We start from the raw sequence: 19,265 nt of genomic DNA, 5'->3' as shown, positions 1-19,265 counted from the left end.
ATTTTCTTAATGGTAATGAAGCGTGGATGAGCTATTAATTTTTATCTTTTAATGGATAGCTCATCCAGGTCTAACGCTGTTTTTTCAGATGTTTGGCTTCAAATTCTTCGGTTAGCTGGATGATTTTCTGACACAACATTGCCATTTCAGCCGTCTGCTTTTCCAATTTGTACAGGAAAGCTGCGGCTTTCTTTTCCGAAAAATGACGGTACAACAGCTTTACAATCTGATTATAATTGATACCTATTGCCCGAAACTGGCTGTGAAAAGAAGTCAGTCGCATATAAAAATCAACCGTTCCTTTATCAATTTTGACCGACTTCATTTCCTTTCCGAACACTTGCGAAATGATAAACTTTGCTTTATTGGGCATTCCCGATGCTTCAAAAAGCGATAAAAGTTTGGCATTTTCCTCATCTGTCAATCGGAAAACGTGGCGGTGGGTGCTTGGGTTGAGCTTGGGCTTACGACCGCCCTTATTCTGTTTGCTGTTATTGTTCTCGTTCATCACTAATCCATTTATAATTCACACGAAAAGCCGACTTCGGAGGGTTTTTCTGCTCCCTGCAAGGGCAAGTTGTTTTGAGGCACTAAACTCGGTTTAGAGTGCCTCAAAACACAACTTGCCGTGTTCCGGTGAACACAATAATCCGCCCTACGGGACGGATTAAATGTAACAGGGAAAAACGGCTCGAAGCCGTTCCCGTTACCCTCCGATTTGTCAAAAGACTTTTGCATAAATCCGTTAATAAAAATCATTGTACAAAGTAAAGCCCTGTTTACGAAAGGGTTGTACTGTATCGCAGTGCCAAACACTGCCTTTGAACGCCAAACACTGCCACACACATACAGCGGAAAGAATATCCATAGTTCTTTGTATCAGATTTCAGGCAGGAACTCAATCAGGGCTGATAGATTGATAGCATTCAAGAATACAAACAATCCTGCAATCCTGACGGCTGGATTGCAAGAATGCAAGGATGCAAGAATGACAGCGTGACGGCTTGCAATCAATCGGGATTGCTTTCCTGAATGCAGGATTACAGGAACGCAAGAATGATGGCTATTCTGCCTGATAGCATACAGGAATGAGTGCCGTCCTGCCGTATCGCAGACAGGCAGGAAATCACGAGTTCGGTTAAGAAAGCCTGCTGGCTATCCTGCAAGGAAGCCCGAACGAAATCAGGAACGCCTGATTGACTGTCCGCAGGACTGCAAGTAAGTAGAAACATTAAATTTTTAAAATATGAACACAAAAAAGAAACCTCTGTTTATTGCCTTTTCTTCTCAAAAAGGCGGTGTCGGCAAAAGTACATTTACAGCACTTGTCGCAAGTACGCTCCATTACCGAATGGGCTACAACGTAGCCGTATTCGATGCGGATTTTCCACAGCACAGCCTTATGAAAATGAAGACAAGGGATTTGGGAATGGTAATGGAAAATGAGGCTTTGAAAAAGCTGGCGTACAAACAATTTACCACTATCAACAAAAAAGCCTACCCGATTATGCAGCACAAAGCGGATAGCGTATTGGGAGCAGTTCACGAATTTGTAAACGCTTCTTCCGTTCCGGTTGATGTTGTATTCTTTGACCTGCCCGGAACCGTGAATACGCCCGGCATTCTAAAAGCATTGGCAGGAATGCACCACATTTTTACGCCCATTACGGCAGACCGTGTGGTAATGGAAAGTACGCTCATTTTTACACAGCTTTTGCAGGACGTGATTATGAAAAAAGGGGAAACTTCCATAGAAACCATTAACCTGTTTTGGAACCAGGTTGATGGCAGGGAAAGCACACCCCTATATGGCGTGTATAACCAACTGATTGAACAATTAGGGTTAAGCTTGATGCAAAGCCAAGTCAAGAACAGCACCCGTTTCCGCAAAGAAAGCGAAGCGGACAGTAAAACCGTTTTCCGTTCTACCGTAATGCCTCCCGATGAACGTTTGATGAAAGCCTGTCAGTTAGACCAGTTCATAGAAGAGTTTTTAAAAATCACTCAATTATAACCCTATGGAGAAAGATAATAAAAGAAAAGCCACGCCTGACATTAACGAAGAGTTAATGATGAACCTTATGGTGGACGGCATCAAAAAGGACGGAATACGGCTTCCGCCTGAACCCATCGAAGAGCCGGAAAAGGAAGAGGCAAAAAACGAGCTAAAACAGGAAGAATTACAACAAAGCAAACCTGTACAACGAGAAAGGAACCGAACAAAGAAAAACCTTGACGGCAGCTACGGCGAACATTTTTTGAAAACCCATTCTATGACGAAGCGAGGGGATAAAAGCATTTATATCCGGCAGGAATATCACGAACGGTTATCCCGCATCGTACAGGTTATAGGGAAAGATGAGATACCGCTGTATGCCTATCTTGACAATATTCTGGAACATCATTTTGAACTATTTGAGAAAGCAATTACAGATGATTTTAATGAGAAGTTTAAACCCATTTTTTAAAGTATTTGATTATGAAAAATTTATTTAAGAAAAAGGAACAGCCCGATTGTATTGGGCAATACAAGGACAATTTTTTACAGCCGACAGGATTTTTGGCTAAAAGCGGGAAGTCAGTCTATATCAGTGAAGAGTTCCACCAAAATATATCCCGTATTGTTTTTATGCTCGGAGATGGAAAAATCACAATTTCCGATTACCTGTACAATGTGCTGAAGCAACATTTTCAGGATTTTGGAGAGGATATAAGAGCGTTGCATAATGAAAAACAAAAACCAATTCTTTGATTATGGAAATAGTAATTGTGATATGCCTGCTGGTAATTATTATCCTGCTTGTGCAGGATAAGATTATCATTAAAAAAAGGTCGGAACAAAAACAGCCGAAACAGGAAAAAGTCAATCCGAACCTGCCCGATATTATGGGTCAGCCTAAGCCTGTACGAAGCCATTCACTGCCAAACACTGCCAATGAAAGCCAAATTGAGGAAGCAGTAATAAACCCTGATAATTTAGACATTGAATACGACGAAAATGAAAACGTTGGTGTTCAAATTCCGCAGGAAGAGCTGGACGAAGTTTTTAGTAATATGCCTGATTTGGAGGAAGAGGAAGAAGAGTGGAACAGGTATGGAATATCCGGTGGCGATGACAGTCTTGCCCAAGGGGTTACCTATGACGAACTAAGCTCCGTAGGGGCATTGCTCCAAAAAGAAAATTTGGAACAATCCCAAAAGGAAACAGCGGTGGCGATAGTTCAAAGATTACAGGGAACTGAATTATTCAGCCTGCTGGAAAATTCCATTGAGGGTGCTTCCCGAAAAATTGCCGAGCTTTTGGACAGCACACTCTCATCTGAAATGGAGGACAGTTCTTCCACCTTGCGGAAAAGTGATTTGAGTGATTTTGACATTGGGGAGTTTATATAGACTTCCCTTTGTCTTTTATAAATAATGAAATATGGAAAGAGAATTGCCGGAAATTAAAATCGAGGGAACTGAATTTATTGTTGATGTTCTCAAAGAAGAATTACGGGAAAAAGATAATCCGGAAAATGTGATGAGCATAGAGCTAATGCACTACGCAGGAGAAAGAGGCTACTCATTTTATTACGATTTGAACAAAAAGAATTTTCCTGACATTGACAGGATAATTGAATTTGGCTTGCCAGAGAATACCCCGGATATTAAGATACCCGAACTAAAGAGCCTTGACCCATTGGGTATGGCTGAAAAATATAATATTAGTTTGGAAGAAGTAAAAGCAAAGAGCGACTTTGAACTATCAATAAAGCCGGGCAGTTTACACGACCTGCGTTTGAATAAAGGCATACTGCCTACGCTTGATATTGCAGGTCATACATTCTATGTGGATTTAGAAATGGACAAACTGCGACCAAAGGACGACTTTAAATCCAAAGGCATAAATTTTACTGAAATAAAAGACTACTATGACCGTGATAAACGGGCGTATATCATTCCCTATAATCCTACCACACACGAATTTCAGCAGGACGATGTTTCTGCAATAACTGAACTGCCTAAAGATATTATTATCGTACAGTTCCCCGGTCAATACGACTTGGACATAGTTGGGTGGGACAGAAAGCACGGCAACAGTCTTACTAACCAATATTTAGAACAAATGCACTTTGAAGCCCGTACCCTGCCGTGGATAGAAACCAATTTGATAGAACATATAAAGCGTAATGTTGTGGAACAGCTACAACCAAAAGAAGAATATATCGTCAATGAGCCAAAGGACACCCTGTATAGGATACCCACCGATACAGAGAGAATACTTCCAACATATAAAATAGACGGTATAGAATTTATTGTGGATGCTAATCAGTTGGAACTGCGGGAAAAAGCCAACCCTAAAAATGTGATTTCTATAAAAGATATTGAAGAATTGCCAGCAGAGGGTTATAAATTTTGGTTCAGCCCAAAGAGCAAAAGCCTGACAAAATACTCTGAATGGGAAGCAAAATATATTGAAATACCCGACTTCGTAAAACTTGACCCAATAGGAATGGCTAAGAAGCATAACATTTCTGAAGACAAAATAGCGGAAATGGACGACTTCAAACTTATGGTCAATCAAGATGCGTTTGATAAAATTGCCAATAAAGGAATTTTACCAACGATAGATATTGCAGGACACACCTTTCACATTGATTTGTTTAATGATAGATTACACCCTAAAGACGATATTTGGTCACGTGGTATCATCTTTTCCGAACTCAAACATTATTATTCGCACAAAGACAATGTATTTACCATTCCATACAACCAAAGGACACATACCTTTCAGGAAGTAAGCCTCAATGTAAAGGAAATTCCCAAAGACCTTATTGTTGTACAAATACCCCGAAAACGTACCCTTGACCCAATTTGGGAAAACAAATCAGGAAATTTAAATAGCTCGGATTATCTTAAAAAAGAGGGGGTACATCTGCATTATGAAGCCAAAGTAATACCGTGGCATCATACCCGCTTTGCCGAAACTATCAAAAAAAATAACAGCCAGCAGGTAAAGCCGGAGCAAAAACCGCCCATAAAACCTAAGCCAGAGGTAAACAAAACAGTAAGAAAAAGTCGAAAAATGTAAATCGGAACCACGGAAAATGAAACGCCAAACAGTAAAAAAGTTTGGCGTTTTTTTTTTGCTTAAACGCTTGCTACAAAGCCACTCACAGCCAAACACTTCCTTTGACTGCCACTTTATTATAACGCCCTGATTTCTGAAACACCTTTGTTCCGAAAGTCCGCAAGGTGCGGGATAACAATAACAAATTAATGTGTTTCAATTATGGAAAAACAGAGAAAAAAAGTTTTGCTGGCAGCCGTGGCTATGCTGTCAGGAATGGGTGCGTTCGCACAGGGAAACGGTTCGGCTGGTATCAACGAGGCTACCCAAATGGTAACGTCTTATTTCGACCCCGCAACCCAATTAATCTACGCCATTGGTGCGGTGGTGGGATTGATAGGGGGAGTTAAAGTGTACAACAAATTCAGTTCGGGCGACCCCGACACGAGCAAGACTGCGGCTTCGTGGTTCGGTGCGTGTATCTTCTTAATCGTAGCGGCTACCATCCTACGTTCATTCTTCCTGTAAACTTTTGCCTTATGAACAGTTACAACATTAACAAAGGCATCGGCAGGACAGTGGAATTTAAAGGGCTGAAAGCTCAATACCTGTTCATCTTCGCAGGTGGTCTGCTCGGAACGCTCATCTTCGTGATGATACTGTATATGGCTGGCGTAAGTAATTACGTCTGCCTGTTCCTCGGAGCCGGAGGTGCTTCGCTGATTGTGTGGCAAACCTTTTCGCTGAACAAAAAATACGGCGAACACGGTCTGATGAAAGTAAGTGCGGGAAAAAGACACCCTCGCTACATCATCTGTCGCAAGCCTGTACACAGGTATTTAAAATTCACTCCTAAATCCAAAGCCGTATGAGAAATGTAGCCAAAACAGCCACATTGGAAAACAAGTTTCCTCTGTTGGCAGTAGAAAACAACTGTATCTTATCGAAAGATGCAGACATTACCGCCTGTTTTGAGGTACGGTTGCCGGAACTGTTTACGGTTGCCTCTGCGGAATATGAAGCCATTCATTCCGCTTGGCACAAGGCAATCAAGACCTTGCCCGATTTTACGGTCATTCACAAACAGGATTGGTACATCAAGGAAAACTATGCTCCCGATTTGGCACAGGAAGACCAAAGTTTCCTTTCCAAAAGTTATCAAAGGAATTTCAACGAGCGACCATTCCTGAACCACTATTGCTATCTATTTCTGACCAAGACGACAAAGAACAGAATGCGTATGCAAAGCAACTTTAGTTCGCTTTGCAAAGGCACACTTATTCCAAAGGAAATCAATAAGGAAACGATACACCGATTTATGGAAGCGGTTGCCCAATTTGAACGCATCGTAAACGATAGTGGTTTTGTGAGCTTGCGACGTTTGACCGAGGACGACATCATCGGAACGGACGAAAAACAGGGGTTGCTGGAACAATACCTGACACTTTCGAGAGAAGCCGGAACACCAATGCAGGACATCGCTTTGGGAAGTGAAGAAGTCCGTATCGGAAACAAAAGGTTGTCTTTGCATACCTTGTCCGATACGGACGACCTGCCTGCAACTGTTTCGGCTGATACCCGTTTTGAAAAGCTATCCACCGACCGGAGCGACTGCCGTTTGTCCTTTGCTGCACCTGTGGGATTGTTATTGAGCTGTAACCACATTTACAATCAGTACATATTCTTGGATAACAGCGAAGACAACCTGCAAAAGTTTGAGAAATCTGCCCGTAATATGCACTCTTTGGCAAGGTACAGCCGTGCCAATCAGATTAACAAAGAGTGGATAGAAAAGTATCTGAATGAAGCCCACAGCTTCGGTTTGTCCTCAATCCGTTCGCACTTCAACATTATGGCGTGGTCGGAAGACCCTGCGGAACTCAAACAGTTAAAGAACGATTGCGGTAGTGCATTGGCACTTATGGAATGCAAGCCACGGCACAACACAACGGATGTAGCTACGTTGTATTGGGCTGGTATGCCCGGAAATGCCGGGGATTTTCCGAGTGAGGAAAGTTTCTATACATTCATAGAACCTGCATTGTGCTTCTTTACGGAAGAAACAAACTACCACAATTCGCCCTCCCCGTTCGGTATCAAAATGGCGGACAGGCTCACAGGAAAACCAATCCATTTGGATATTTCCGATTTGCCGATGAAAAGGGGGATTATCACGAACCGGAACAAGTTCATTCTTGGTCCGTCAGGTTCGGGTAAATCGTTCTTCACAAACCATATGGTACGCCAATATTACGAACAGGGTGCTCACGTTCTGCTCGTAGATACGGGTAACAGTTATCAGGGATTATGCGAACTCATCAAAGGAAAAACCAAAGGCGAAGACGGTGTTTATTTTACTTATACCGAAGATAATCCTATTGCGTTCAATCCCTTTTATACCGATGACGGTGTATTTGATATTGAGAAGCGTGAAAGTATCAAGACTTTGATATTGACCTTGTGGAAACGGGACGATGAACCGCCCACAAGGTCGGAGGAAGTTGCTCTTTCCAATGCCGTTTCCGGCTATATCGAACGTATCAAGCAAGATAATATTTATCCGTCATTCAATGGCTTTTACGAATATGTGAAAGGCGATTACCGCAAAGTATTGGAGGAAAAACAAGTAAGGGAAAAGGACTTCGATATTGCCAATTTTCTCAATGTATTAGAGCCTTATTATCGTGGTGGCGAGTATGACTATTTGCTGAACTCGGACAAGCAATTAGACTTATTGAGCAAACGCTTCATCGTGTTTGAGATTGATGCCATAAAAGACCACAAGATACTGTTTCCCATAGTCACAATCATCATTATGGAGGTTTTCATCAACAAAATGAGGAGGCTGAAAGGTATCCGAAAACTCATCCTGATTGAAGAAGCGTGGAAAGCGATTGCCAAAGAAGGAATGGCGGAATATATAAAATATTTATTTAAAACCGTCCGCAAATTCTTCGGAGAGGCGATTGTCGTTACGCAAGAGGTAGATGATATTATCCAGTCGCCCATTGTAAAAGAAAGTATCATCAACAATTCCGACTGTAAAATCCTCTTAGACCAGCGTAAGTATATGAATAAATTCGATGACATACAGGCGATGTTGGGGCTTACAGATAAGGAAAAAGGACAGGTACTATCAATCAATATGAACAACGATGCCAGTCGCTTGTACAAAGAGGTTTGGATAGGATTGGGCGGCACACACTCGGCAGTGTACGCAACGGAAGTAAGCCTCGAAGAATACTTGGTGCGCCCATAAGGGCATATAGTGAATGTGGTTTGGCAACCACTGGGCAAGTGTTTATAACGCCCATCAACAGCCGACTTATCCGAACGGGAAACCCGACGGGGAGTGTAGCATGTCGGAAAAGCCATAAGTCAACTAATTGTCGTGTTGCGACTGAATGGCGAGTTGAAAAGTTAGATATAAGGATGAAGTCTTGATTGATTGAACGACAGTCCGAACGGTCAGTTCTTAGGCAGTGACGGAAGACAGTTACCAACGTCACTTTGTGGTAATATCCTAATGACAGGTAGTAGTGATAGCATAAACAGACCACAACGTAACTGCAATAAGCAGAAAAGGGCGAACATCGCATCCGACAATCTAACGTGCCAATAGTTGCTATATGTCTAAATGGGGATTGCCTAAGTCGGAATGCCACAGGCGTGGCTATGGAAAAAGCTCCTGAATATCCGATACGGCAACGGAGTCTCCGTAGTAGTCCGAGCAGGGGAAAGCCCTGTACATGGCGAAGGGAGACAGTCAATTTAGTTTAATACGATTAACGGAAAATGTGAGAGACATTATGAGAAATCCAGAAAAAGTATTGAACAGTCTAATAAGGCACAGCGGAAACACGGACTATAAGTTCGAAAGGCTGTACAAGGTTCTGTTCAATGAAGAGATGTACTTTATCGCCTATCAGAAAATCTACAGTAAAGTAGGCAATATGACGGCAGGAGTTGATGGAAAGACCATCGACGGAATGAGTATATCCCGCATTGAAAGGCTGATTGCATCGTTGCGAAACGAGACCTATCAGCCAAACCCATCCAAGAGGACATACATTCCGAAAAAGAACGGGAAGAAACGTCCGCTTGGTATACCATCTTTTGATGACAAATTAGTGCAGGAGGTTATCAGAATGATATTGGAAGCAATTTATGAGGGTAGCTTTGAGCATTCTTCACATGGGTTCCGACCCAATAGAAGCTGTCACACAGCCCTATTAAGCGTCCAACAGTCATTCACTGCTGTACGGTGGTTCATCGAGGGCGATATAAAAGGCTTCTTCGACAATATCAATCACGAAATATTGATTGGTATCCTAAAGGAGCGTATCGCTGACGACAGGTTCATTCGGTTGATACGAAAGTTCCTCAATGCAGGGTATATTGAAGATTGGGTGTACCACAAAACATACAGTGGCACACCGCAAGGTGGGATTGTAAGCCCCATCCTTGCCAACATTTACCTTGATAAACTCGATAAATATGTCAAGGATTATATCAAGGACTTCGATAAGGGTAAAAGAACTACGGCAACACGCCAGTACAGGCTACACGAACAGAGACGATACCGCTTGGCCAAGGAACTCAAATGTGAGACAGACGAAACTGTCAGAGAGCAGATGATTAAGTACATCAAAGAGTCGAGACAGGAAAGAAACAAATATCCAGCTTATGACAAGATGGATGGCAGTTTCAGAAAGTTAAAATACGTTAGGTATGCGGACGATTTTCTTATCGGGGTCATAGGTAGCAAAGAAGACTGCAAAAAGATAAAGGAAGACATCAAGGTTTACCTTGATGAAAAACTGAAACTTGAACTGTCTGATGAAAAAACCTTGGTGACTAATGCTAAGAAACCAGCCAAATTCTTAGGCTTTGATGTCTCCGTGCGAAACTCCGATGAATCCAAGAGAGATAAGCACGGTAGATCCGTAAGATGTTTCGGAGATAAGATTGTACTCCGTGTCACAGCAGACGTGATGAAGAAAAAGCTACTGAGATATAATGCCATGAAACTGGTAAATGAAAAAGGCACAGAAGTTTGGAAACCACGCTCACGCTATTTCATGAAAGACTTGGATGACTTAGAAATCATCAGTCAGTACAACGCTGAAATACGGGGCTTTTACAATTATTACTCAATTGCCAACAACAGCTCGTTTGTCCAGTCATTTTCTTACATCTTGGAGTACAGTATGTACAAAACGTATGCACTGAAATACCAAACTTCAATCAGTCAGGAAAAGACTAAAAGATGTATCAACGGAGTGTTTTCCATTCCCTACAAAAACAGGAAAGGAGATATAATGTACAGACGCTTTTACAAAGAGGGTTTCAAACGCCAAAAAGCTGCCCGTGGTGCTTACGTGGATAGTTTACCTGTCACGGTTACCATTACAGGGGGAAGAAACAGCCTTATAACAAGGTTGCAAAACCAGAAATGCGAATTATGCGGTGCCAACGAGAAATTGGAAATGCACCATATACGCAAATTGAAAGACCTGAAAGGTAAGCAAGACTGGGAAAAACGAATGAGCGCAAGGAGAAGAAAAACCTTGGCAGTATGCTCAAAATGCCACGATAAGATACACGCAGGCAAGTTAGACTGAATAAATTGATGGAGAGCCGTATACCTGGAGACAGGTACGTACGGTTCGGGGGAGAGTTCTTGGAAACCTACCATAGTCAATATGGCAAGGCGCCGGGTCCTTATCCTACGCTTACACGACAGAGGAAACCGAAAAAATGGAAGTGATGCAACTCGCTTCCGAATTGGACGGTAACGTAGAACTCGCCATTAAGCATATCGCTATGCAACGGCGTGACAATGCAAATCAATAGTAATTAACAATCAAAATTTCAAGACAATGAAAAAAATGTTTTTAATGGTGTGTACGGCACTTATGCTTGCCGTAGCACCGTCCGCAAAAGCCCAGTTTGTAGTAACTGACCCTGCAAATTTAGCATCAGGTATTCTCAACAGTGCGAACGAAATCGTACAGACTTCCTCGACTGTGAGCAACGTGATTAAGAACTTCAACGAAGTAAAGAAAGTGTATGAACAGGGCAAGGAATATTACGATGCTCTCAAAGCGGTAAACAATTTGGTTAAAGATGCCCGCAAGGTACAGCAAACGGTACTCTTGGTAGGCGATGTATCGGAAATGTATGTTACCAATTTCGGTAAGATGATGAATGACCCGAATTTTTCTGCACAGGAATTGGCAGCTATTAGCAATGGTTATTCGGCATTGCTGAATGAAAGTACCGAACTGCTCAAAGAGCTGAAACAGATTGTAACCTCTACAAGCCTGTCACTGAACGATAAGGAGAGAATGGATATTATCGACCGTGTGTACAAAGAGGTTAAAGAATATCACAGCTTGGTAAGATACTACACGAATAAAAACATCTCTGTAAGTATTCTACGTGCAAAGAAACAGAATAATACCAAACGAGTGCTTGACTTGTACGGAACTCCTAACCAAAAATATTGGTAAGCTATGGAATTTCAAAATTTGCACGAAGTCCTACGCTCATTGTATGATGAGATGCTCCCACTGTCCGCCGATATGGCGGCAGTGGCTAAGGGAGTAGCAGGCTTGGGGGCTTTGTTCTATGTCGCCATAAAAGTATGGCAGGCATTGAGTAGAGCTGAACCCATTGATATGTACCCGTTACTTCGTCCGTTCGCTTTGGGTATCTGTATTATGTTCTTTCCGACTATTGTTTTGGGAACAATCAATGCCGTGTTAAGTCCTGTGGTACAAGGTACTCACGCCATTCTCGAAAATCAGGTGCTTGACCTCAACGATTTACAAGCTAAAAAAGACCTGTTGGAACGGGAAGCGATGTTGCGAAATCCTGAAACCGCCTATTTGGTATCAAACGAAGAATTTGATAATAAGCTCGAAGAATTGGGCTGGTCGCCGGGCGACCTGATTACGATGTCGGGAATGTATATGGATAGGTTTGCCTACCAAACCGAACAAGCCATTAAGAACTGGTTTCGTAACCTGCTCGAAGTGTTGTTTCAGGCGGCTGCATTGGTGGTTGATACGATACGAACATTCTTCCTGATTGTATTGAGCATACTCGGGCCGATTGCCTTTGCGATTTCAGTGTGGGACGGTTTTCAGTCCACACTCACGCAATGGCTGACCCGATATGTGAGTGTTTACCTGTGGTTGCCCGTAGCGGATTTGTTCAGCTCGATGCTCGCAAAAATACAAGTCCTGATTATCGAAAAGGATATACAGATGCTCTCTGACCCAACGTATATCCCTGATACAAGCAACACTGTCTATATCATTTTTATGTTGATTGGCATTGTGGGTTACTTCACTATCCCAACAGTAACAGGGTGGGTAATTCAAGCCGGAGGTGCAGGAAACTTTACCCGCAATGTAAACCAAGCCGCAATGAAAGCCGGAAATATCGCAAGTGCCGGAGCTGGTTCTGCTGCCGGAAATATCGGAGGTCAGCTACTCAAAAAATAATGTAAAACGAATAATCATTTAAAAAAATGGAATTTAAAACTTTAAGAAATATCGAAAACAGCTTTCGGCAGATACGCCTGTATGCGATTGTGTTTGCCGTTCTCTGCATTGGCGTGGTAGGATTTGCCGTATGGAAATCGTACAGCTTTGCAGATGAACAACGGCAAAAAATCTATGTGCTGGATAATGGAAAATCGTTAATGCTTGCCTTATCGCAAGATGCAAGTATTAACAGACCTGTGGAAGCGAGGGAACACGTCAGACGTTTTCACGAACTGTTCTTTACGCTTGCCCCCGACAAAAATGCTATCGAAAGCAATATGAGTAGAGCATTCAACCTTGCCGACAAATCAGCTTTCGATTACTACAAAGACTTGTCGGAAAAAGGTTATTACAGCCGTATCATATCGGGCAATGTTCAGCAACGCATTGAGGTAGATAGTGTCGTATGCAACTTCGATACCTATCCCTATGCAGTGCGTACCTACGCCAAACAGTTCATCATCCGTTCAAGCAACGTAACCAGACGTAACCTGATTACTTCCTGCTATCTCGTAAACTCCGTTCGTTCTGACAACAATCCCCAGGGCTTTAACATCGAAAAATTTGCGGTGGTTGAAAACAGGGATATAGAAGTCATCGAACGCTAAAATTTAAGAATATGGGACAGCAATTTGATTTAGACACGTTTGCCAAAACCCTTACTGATAAGGGATATGACGGTTATTTCCACACGGAGAGCTGTTGTGCAGGCAGGCTAAAGGACAGTATTAGTGAATTTTTGGAGGCTTGGGACAATGGTAAAGAAACTCCTCTATTAGCAAATTACCTGCATTTATCTACTTACCTCGAATGGAATGGCGAAGACAAGCCAAATGTTCAGTGCAATATGTGGGTAAAATACGAGAACGGGAAATTCGATTTACAGGAAACAGAAATGTATATAAAGAGAGCAGACCAATACGGACAGTTATTGAAGCAATCTAAACTGACAAATCTCACAGCAAGTTCATTTCCGACAGTAAAAGAAGCCATTGCCCAAGTAACCGAAAAACCTAAAGAACAGGTTTCTCCCCGAAAAAGAGGGTTTAGAATGTGATAACCCATAATCATTAAAGTATGAAAAAATTAAGGGAAAATATGGACAGGTTCTTTGACAGGCTGGACGAGCGTTGGCGGTCTTTGCCCGTAGGCAAACAGCACCAATACACGCTGTACTTCTTTGTTGGTTACCTGCTCCTGACCGCAGGGGTGGTTGCCAAAGTATGGCACGATACAAGGCAGTCAAAAAACGATATGCACATCGAGCATATCGAAAACCCTGTCCTCAAAAAGAACGAAAGCCCTGCAAGATTGCAGGACACATTAACAACAATTTTAAAAAATAGGATTTATGAAAGAAAATGAGAACAAAAAGTCGGTTGTTCGGGTAACCGAGGGTAGCCCGAAAGATACCGCCGATGTACTGCAAAACGGTACAGAGAATAAAACGGAAAAACTCAAAAAACCTTTGATTTTTGGTTTAATGGGAGTTGTTTTCGTAGGCTGTATGTATTTGATTTTTAAACCGTCGGAAGACAAAAAAGAAATCGAAAACATCGGGTTGAACGATGCAGTTCCGCAAGCAACCGGAGCCGGATTGCCTGACAATAAAGGTAAAGCGTATGAATTAGAAATGCTCCAACAGAAAGAGCAGGAAAAACGCAATGCCTTGTTATCTCTTTCGGATTATTGGAGTACGGAAGACAAAGATGAGCCGATTGACGAATTTCCCGAAGAAGACGAAAGCTACGGCTATGGCGGTGGTGGCAGAAATTCAGGAAGAAGCGGAAATCCTGCATTAAACAGTTACCGCAATGCACAAAGCACATTGGGTTCATTTTATCAGGATAACAACTCGGAAACAATGGAACTCCGCAGGCAATTGGACGAACTAAAAGAACAATTAGCCGAGAAAGATATACCCAAGTCTGTAACTGTTGATGACCAGCTTGCCCTGATGGAGAAATCCTATGAAATGGCTGCCAAGTATCTTCCGCAAAACACGAATACCGGAGAAGCTGCTCCTACTGGCAACACAGCTTCAGGGGCATCGACTAATCAGAAAGAGCATTTTGTGGCATTCACGCCTACAAGAAAGAACACCGTTTCCGCTTTGTATCGTGAGCCTACGGACAGTGCCTTTGCAGCCGATTGGAGCCAAACCAAAAATCGTGGCTTTTATACTGCTGGTTCTGTTGAGCAGGTGGTACAACCGAAAAACAGCATTAAAGCCTGTGTACACGATGCCCAAACGGTCATTGGCGAAACGGGCGTAAGACTGCGATTGTTAGAGCCTGCCCAAACGCCTCAACGTACCATTCCAAAGGGAACGATTGTAACAGCTAATGCTAAATTTCAGAATGGCAGATTACAACTAAAAGTTACCTCCATAGAACTGGAGGGTAACATCATTCCGGTTGATATTACTATTTACGATTTGGACGGACAGCAAGGTTTGTACGTTCCGTATTCGCCCGAAATGAACGCTCTTACTGAAATGGCGGGCAATATGAGCCAGACTTCGGGAACAAGCATAATGCTCACGCAGAATGCCGGACAACAGGTTGCTGCTGATTTAAGCCGTGGCGTGGTGCAGGGTATTTCGGGCTATTTCGCTAAAAAGGTACGCACACCCAAAGTTGCCTTAAAAGCAGGGCATCAGGTCTTCCTTGTATCTAAAAAATAATGTTGAACTCAAATAAATAATAAATAAAACAATGAAAAATCATTTAAAAACCTTTTGGGCATTTGCCCTGATACTCGGCTTTGCCGTACAGTCTTACGCACAGGATAGTGCAAGAACTAAACTTGCATTGGGCAAGATAGAACCGTATAAAATGGAAGTGACCTACGATAAAACTTCGCACCTGATTTTCCCCACCGCTATACGCTATGTGGATTTGGGTAGCGAATACCTGATTGCAGGGAAAGCGGAAGATGCGGAAAACGTGTTGCGTGTAAAAGCATCGGTAAGGGATTTTGAACCCGAAACCAATTTTTCAGTCATTACCAATGACGGGCGTTTTTACAGCTTCAATGTGTTTTACAGTTCCTATCCGGAGGCAATGAGCTATGACCTGCTCACGATGCAAAAGGCAGTAGATAAAGCCAACGGAAACGATGTGCTTTTCGAGGAATTGGGCAACAATTCTCCGTCTTTGGCAGGCTTGCTGTTGGAAACCATTTACAAGAAAGACAAGCGTGTTGTAAAGCATATCGGGGCAAAGAGTTTCGGAATACAGTTTATTCTGAAAGGAATTTACATACACAACGGCAAATACTATTTCCATACAGAATTGCGTAACAAAACCAATGTGCCGTTTGACATTGACTTTATCAATTTCAAGGTCGTAGATAAAAAAGTAGCAAAACGTACCGTTGTGCAGGAACGTCCTTTGATACCGCTAAGAACCTACAAGCCTTTGGAAGACGGAATAAACGGAAAATCTACCGAACAAAATGTTTTCCTGTTAGACAAATTCACGATTGCCGATGACAAGGTACTGCTGATTGAAATCTTCGAGAAAAACGGTGGCAGACATCAAACGCTTCAGGTTGAAAATTCGGACTTAATCAAAGCTCGTGTAATCAGTGATATGCACCTAAAATTTTAATAACCCTTTAAAGCAATAACAATGAAAAAGTATATCTATACCGTGGTACTCGTTCTAATGGGTATCACGGTTGCACAGGCACAGCGAATGTTGCCAAAGCAAAAAGGATTGGAAATAAGCACAGGCATACTGTCCGATGATAAAATCGGCAACGATTATTACATCAATATCGGTATGACCGTGAACGGTAAAAACGGCAATTATCAAATATGGGCGTTGGAATATACACATCAGTACCACGATTATAAAACGCTTCAAATACCGCAGGAAACTTATACCGCAGAGGGTGGTTATAGTTTCTTCCTGCTGGGCGATGCCCGTAAGAACATCACGCTGAACTTCGGAATAACAGGAGTAGTCGGTTATGAAAGCATCAATCGTGGCGAAGCGATGTTGTATGACGGAGCAAAGATTTTGAGTGAGGACAACTTCATTTATGGAGCTGGCGGACGGCTCACTTTTGAAACGTACCTGTCCGACCGATTTGTACTTGTCCTGCAAGGGCGTACAAAGGTCTTATGGGGAACGGATTTGCGACAATTCCGACCGTCCGCAGGCGTGGGATTAAGGTTTAACTTTTAAAATTTAAAACGATGATAGCAATATTCAATAAATTTAGAATAGGATTACTGCCGATATATGTACTCTTGGCAATCCTCACAGCTTCGGTTACTTTGGTATCTTGTAGCAAAGATGACGAACTCGAAATACAAAACGATTTTCCTTTTGAGGTAAATGTGATGCCTGTTCCAAAGGACGTAGCGAACGGACAGACGGTAGAAATACGCATTACCATACAGCGTACAGGAAATTACAGCAACACACAGTATTTTCTCCGATACTTCCAATTTGACGGGCAAGGCACATTGCGGTATTATGATGAACCGCCGTATCTGCCGAACGATTTGTACCCATTGCCAACGGAGCAATTCAGATTGTATTACACATCGGCATCTACCGTATCACAATCTTTTGAGGTTTGGATTTCGGACAGCTTCGGAAACGAAAAGCAATTGAGCTTTCAGTTTAATAGTAGTGATTAAGAACAATATAAATGAAGCTAAAAAAACCGACTTTACAGGTCGGTTTTTTGCTTTTCGGCTTTCGGTGTAAGATGTTTTTGTTTAATTTTACTTGATATAATTTTAGTGGTATGGATACGGTTACGGCTCAATTAGTGTTTGGTATTATTGTTATCGTTGTTGGTATAGGGATTATCTATTTTATCAACCGCAGGAAGTTTTACAGACGTAGCGTGGCAGGTGTAGAAATGTTTTCGAGGTATTCTACTGCCGTATTTGTGCGTTTTTTAGAACGTGTCGGCAAATGGATTGCTTATGCTTTGATTATTCTTGGTGTTGTCTGTATCTGGACTTACAGCCAAATGAAAAAGGATAAGGAAAAACAGGAAGTAAAGACAGAGCAACCTGCTCAACACTGACTTTTTTCTAACAATATTTTGAATAAATCGGATAGCCCAAAAGGTTATCCGATTTTTCGTTTGTAGCAAACGTAAAACGCCAAACACTACCTTTCAACGCCAATCAATACCACATTTCCCAACCCTGTAAAAAGCCTTGATAAATTCGACTTCCACAGAAAAATCAAGCAAAAAATGGAAGTTATCGCAATACAAAAATCCGCATTGGACGGAATGAAGAATGAGCTAAGGGAACTTTTGGAAATGACCGAAAATGCTGTACGGAAATATACCCCGATTTTCAAAGAGGAGCAATGGCTCGATAACCAGGAAGTCTGTTTGATGATGAATATTACCAAACGGACTTTGCAAACCTATAAGGACAAAAGCTTACTGCCTTATTCCAAACTGAACCGTAAGAATTATTATAAACGCTCGGATGTACAGGCTTTGCTTGAAGCCGGACAGCCGTACAATACCAACGACAATGGATTTACTGACGAATGAAGCCCAAGAAATCATCGAACAACAGGAGATGATAACACGGTTGCGAAGCCGTATCGAACAAATACTAAAAAATTACCGTCCTGTAATGAACGGAGAAATTTACCTATCGGGCGAAGATGTATGCAAGCTGTTACACATCAGCAAACGCACTTTACAGCAATACCGTGATGATAATATTCTGCCGTATATACAGATAGGTGGTAAGATAATTTATAAGGAAAGTGATATCCTCACTGTCTTGGAACAGAATTATATACCCCATAACAAACACAGTGTGTGATTATTTTTGCTCTGACTGCGTTTCTATCGAAATGACTTTAGTATATTTGTGTCTGAAAATATAGAAAATACTTAAAGTGTTTTTGCTTTAGGTCTTGGTACTAAAAACTGGTAATTTTTCGTAACCCCGAGGCAATAAGTAAGAACGCTCACGTTATGGCGTGGGCGCTCGCTTATTCGGGGTTAGGCGTACCAGTGCCGTAGTATCGATAAGTGTGGTTGCCTGCGCTTTTTTTGTGCAGAACCACATATCAACTCTAAAAAGATATGATATGGAAACTGGTACAAAACAACAAAACATTACCCTCGCCTTTATCAATGATAAAAGCCCGATTGTAAATATTATTTGCAATGACCTCACTAATTTAGGATTTGAGATACTGTACCGCTCGGAACATATCGGGGACGGAATAACTCAATTATCTGCATTAAACCCACTTCCCGAAGTTTGTATTATTGACCTCGACTTTTACGATAAGGATATATTGGCAGAGCTTCAGGAACTACGGACAAAATACCCAAGCATCAAACTGATTGCCCATAGTGATATTGATACAGAAAAAGCCGTAAAACCTCTTTTGGAAATAGGTTTTGACGGTTATCTGCTCATTGGTAGCGATGGGGACGATTTTAAAAAAGCCATTGAGGGAGTTTCAAATGGCGGAAGATATTTTAGTGTTGGAGTAGCGAAGATTGTACAGGAATATTTTGGCAATAAGTAACCGTCCAATCCTAACAGCGTAAAAATATCTGTTCTAATAAAGCGACGTTCTTTTGCTTCTTTTCTTTGGTCGCTGTGTGAAAAGAAAAGAAGTCAATTATGCTAAAACCAATCT

General features: G+C 41.9%; 23 protein-coding genes. 22 read left to right on the top strand and 1 reads right to left on the bottom strand.

Features of this window, described 5'->3' with window-relative positions; all coding sequences use genetic code 11:
- Positions 1 to 70: 70 nt before the first annotated feature.
- Positions 71 to 508 (bottom strand): conjugal transfer protein MobA, encoded by a 438-nt coding sequence (gene mobA / locus BUB03_RS11065; RefSeq protein ID WP_073063019.1) that lies wholly within the window; start codon positions 506 to 508, stop codon positions 71 to 73.
- A 738-nt stretch (positions 509 to 1,246) separates the two neighbouring features.
- On the opposite strand from mobA, the gene BUB03_RS11060 reads away from it, so the two are divergent.
- The 22 genes from BUB03_RS11060 to BUB03_RS10945 all read left to right on the top strand — a co-directional run bounded on the left by BUB03_RS11060 (position 1,247) and on the right by BUB03_RS10945 (position 19,151).
- Entirely contained in the window at positions 1,247 to 2,014 is a 768-nt protein-coding gene (locus tag BUB03_RS11060; protein WP_073063016.1) for a ParA family protein, read from the top strand.
- Positions 2,015 to 2,018: 4 nt separating this feature from the next.
- Positions 2,019 to 2,468 carry a DUF3408 domain-containing protein gene (locus BUB03_RS11055; RefSeq protein WP_073063013.1) on the top strand — a complete coding sequence of 150 codons (450 nt, stop codon included), beginning with the start codon at positions 2,019 to 2,021 and terminating at the stop codon, positions 2,466 to 2,468.
- A gap of 11 nt (positions 2,469 to 2,479) precedes the next feature.
- Entirely contained in the window at positions 2,480 to 2,752 is a 273-nt protein-coding gene (locus BUB03_RS11050; protein WP_073063011.1) for a DUF3408 domain-containing protein, read from the top strand.
- Positions 2,753 to 2,754: 2 nt separating this feature from the next.
- Positions 2,755 to 3,393 carry a conjugal transfer protein TraD gene (locus BUB03_RS11045; protein WP_073063008.1) on the top strand — a complete coding sequence of 213 codons (639 nt, stop codon included), beginning with the start codon at positions 2,755 to 2,757 and terminating at the stop codon, positions 3,391 to 3,393.
- Between the two features lie 31 nt (positions 3,394 to 3,424).
- The gene (locus BUB03_RS11040) at positions 3,425 to 5,074 is read left to right on the top strand and encodes a hypothetical protein (protein WP_073063005.1); all 1,650 of its coding nucleotides are present in this window, start codon (positions 3,425 to 3,427) and stop codon (positions 5,072 to 5,074) included.
- A gap of 201 nt (positions 5,075 to 5,275) precedes the next feature.
- Complete coding sequence (locus BUB03_RS11035) at positions 5,276 to 5,581, top strand: DUF4134 domain-containing protein (protein ID WP_073063002.1); 306 nt, start codon at positions 5,276 to 5,278, stop codon at positions 5,579 to 5,581.
- Between the two features lie 11 nt (positions 5,582 to 5,592).
- Positions 5,593 to 5,925: a DUF4133 domain-containing protein gene (locus tag BUB03_RS11030; RefSeq protein ID WP_073062999.1), complete on the top strand. Its 333-nt coding sequence runs from the start codon at positions 5,593 to 5,595 to the stop codon at positions 5,923 to 5,925.
- On the top strand, positions 5,922 to 8,312 hold the full coding sequence (locus tag BUB03_RS11025; protein ID WP_073062996.1) for a TraG family conjugative transposon ATPase: 2,391 nt from the start codon (positions 5,922 to 5,924) through the stop codon (positions 8,310 to 8,312). Before BUB03_RS11030 ends, BUB03_RS11025 begins: the two co-directional genes overlap by 4 nt.
- A 550-nt stretch (positions 8,313 to 8,862) precedes the next feature.
- Complete coding sequence (locus BUB03_RS11015; RefSeq protein ID WP_073062993.1) at positions 8,863 to 10,677, top strand: reverse transcriptase domain-containing protein; 1,815 nt, start codon at positions 8,863 to 8,865, stop codon at positions 10,675 to 10,677.
- Positions 10,678 to 10,935: 258 nt separating this feature from the next.
- Positions 10,936 to 11,568 (top strand): DUF4141 domain-containing protein, encoded by a 633-nt coding sequence (locus tag BUB03_RS11005; protein WP_073062990.1) that lies wholly within the window; start codon positions 10,936 to 10,938, stop codon positions 11,566 to 11,568.
- Between the two features lie 3 nt (positions 11,569 to 11,571).
- A complete protein-coding gene (traJ, locus tag BUB03_RS11000) occupies positions 11,572 to 12,567 on the top strand; it encodes a conjugative transposon protein TraJ (RefSeq protein ID WP_073062987.1) in 996 nt (331 codons plus the stop codon).
- Between the two features lie 26 nt (positions 12,568 to 12,593).
- On the top strand, positions 12,594 to 13,217 hold the full coding sequence (gene traK / locus BUB03_RS10995) for a conjugative transposon protein TraK (protein WP_073062969.1): 624 nt from the start codon (positions 12,594 to 12,596) through the stop codon (positions 13,215 to 13,217).
- Between the two features lie 11 nt (positions 13,218 to 13,228).
- Positions 13,229 to 13,666 (top strand): hypothetical protein, encoded by a 438-nt coding sequence (locus BUB03_RS10990; RefSeq protein ID WP_073062966.1) that lies wholly within the window; start codon positions 13,229 to 13,231, stop codon positions 13,664 to 13,666.
- 20 nt (positions 13,667 to 13,686) lie between these two features.
- The gene (locus tag BUB03_RS10985; RefSeq protein WP_073062963.1) at positions 13,687 to 13,974 is read left to right on the top strand and encodes a nitrogen regulatory IIA protein; all 288 of its coding nucleotides are present in this window, start codon (positions 13,687 to 13,689) and stop codon (positions 13,972 to 13,974) included.
- Positions 13,961 to 15,295 (top strand): conjugative transposon protein TraM, encoded by a 1,335-nt coding sequence (gene traM, locus BUB03_RS10980; protein WP_073062961.1) that lies wholly within the window; start codon positions 13,961 to 13,963, stop codon positions 15,293 to 15,295. Before BUB03_RS10985 ends, traM begins: the two co-directional genes overlap by 14 nt.
- A 31-nt stretch (positions 15,296 to 15,326) precedes the next feature.
- A complete protein-coding gene (traN, locus tag BUB03_RS10975) occupies positions 15,327 to 16,223 on the top strand; it encodes a conjugative transposon protein TraN (protein ID WP_073062959.1) in 897 nt (298 codons plus the stop codon).
- 21 nt (positions 16,224 to 16,244) lie between these two features.
- Positions 16,245 to 16,805 carry a conjugal transfer protein TraO gene (locus tag BUB03_RS10970; RefSeq protein ID WP_073062957.1) on the top strand — a complete coding sequence of 187 codons (561 nt, stop codon included), beginning with the start codon at positions 16,245 to 16,247 and terminating at the stop codon, positions 16,803 to 16,805.
- Positions 16,806 to 16,816: 11 nt separating this feature from the next.
- Positions 16,817 to 17,266 carry a DUF3872 domain-containing protein gene (locus tag BUB03_RS10965; RefSeq protein WP_073062955.1) on the top strand — a complete coding sequence of 150 codons (450 nt, stop codon included), beginning with the start codon at positions 16,817 to 16,819 and terminating at the stop codon, positions 17,264 to 17,266.
- Positions 17,267 to 17,376: 110 nt separating this feature from the next.
- Complete coding sequence (locus tag BUB03_RS10960) at positions 17,377 to 17,664, top strand: molybdenum ABC transporter permease (protein ID WP_073062953.1); 288 nt, start codon at positions 17,377 to 17,379, stop codon at positions 17,662 to 17,664.
- Between the two features lie 174 nt (positions 17,665 to 17,838).
- Entirely contained in the window at positions 17,839 to 18,150 is a 312-nt protein-coding gene (locus BUB03_RS10955; protein WP_073062950.1) for a helix-turn-helix domain-containing protein, read from the top strand.
- Positions 18,131 to 18,430, top strand: coding sequence for a helix-turn-helix domain-containing protein (locus tag BUB03_RS10950; protein WP_073062947.1), 300 nt, complete (start codon positions 18,131 to 18,133; stop codon positions 18,428 to 18,430). Before BUB03_RS10955 ends, BUB03_RS10950 begins: the two co-directional genes overlap by 20 nt.
- A 271-nt stretch (positions 18,431 to 18,701) precedes the next feature.
- Entirely contained in the window at positions 18,702 to 19,151 is a 450-nt protein-coding gene (locus BUB03_RS10945) for a response regulator (RefSeq protein ID WP_073062944.1), read from the top strand.
- The last annotated feature ends 114 nt before the right edge of the window (positions 19,152 to 19,265 follow it).

Source organism: Chryseobacterium oranimense, from assembly GCF_900129755.1.
GTDB classification, from domain to species: Bacteria; Bacteroidota; Bacteroidia; order Flavobacteriales; family Weeksellaceae; genus Chryseobacterium; species Chryseobacterium oranimense.
Note: the sequence above shows the minus strand (reverse complement) of the source record. Positions and strands in the feature narration are given on the sequence as shown.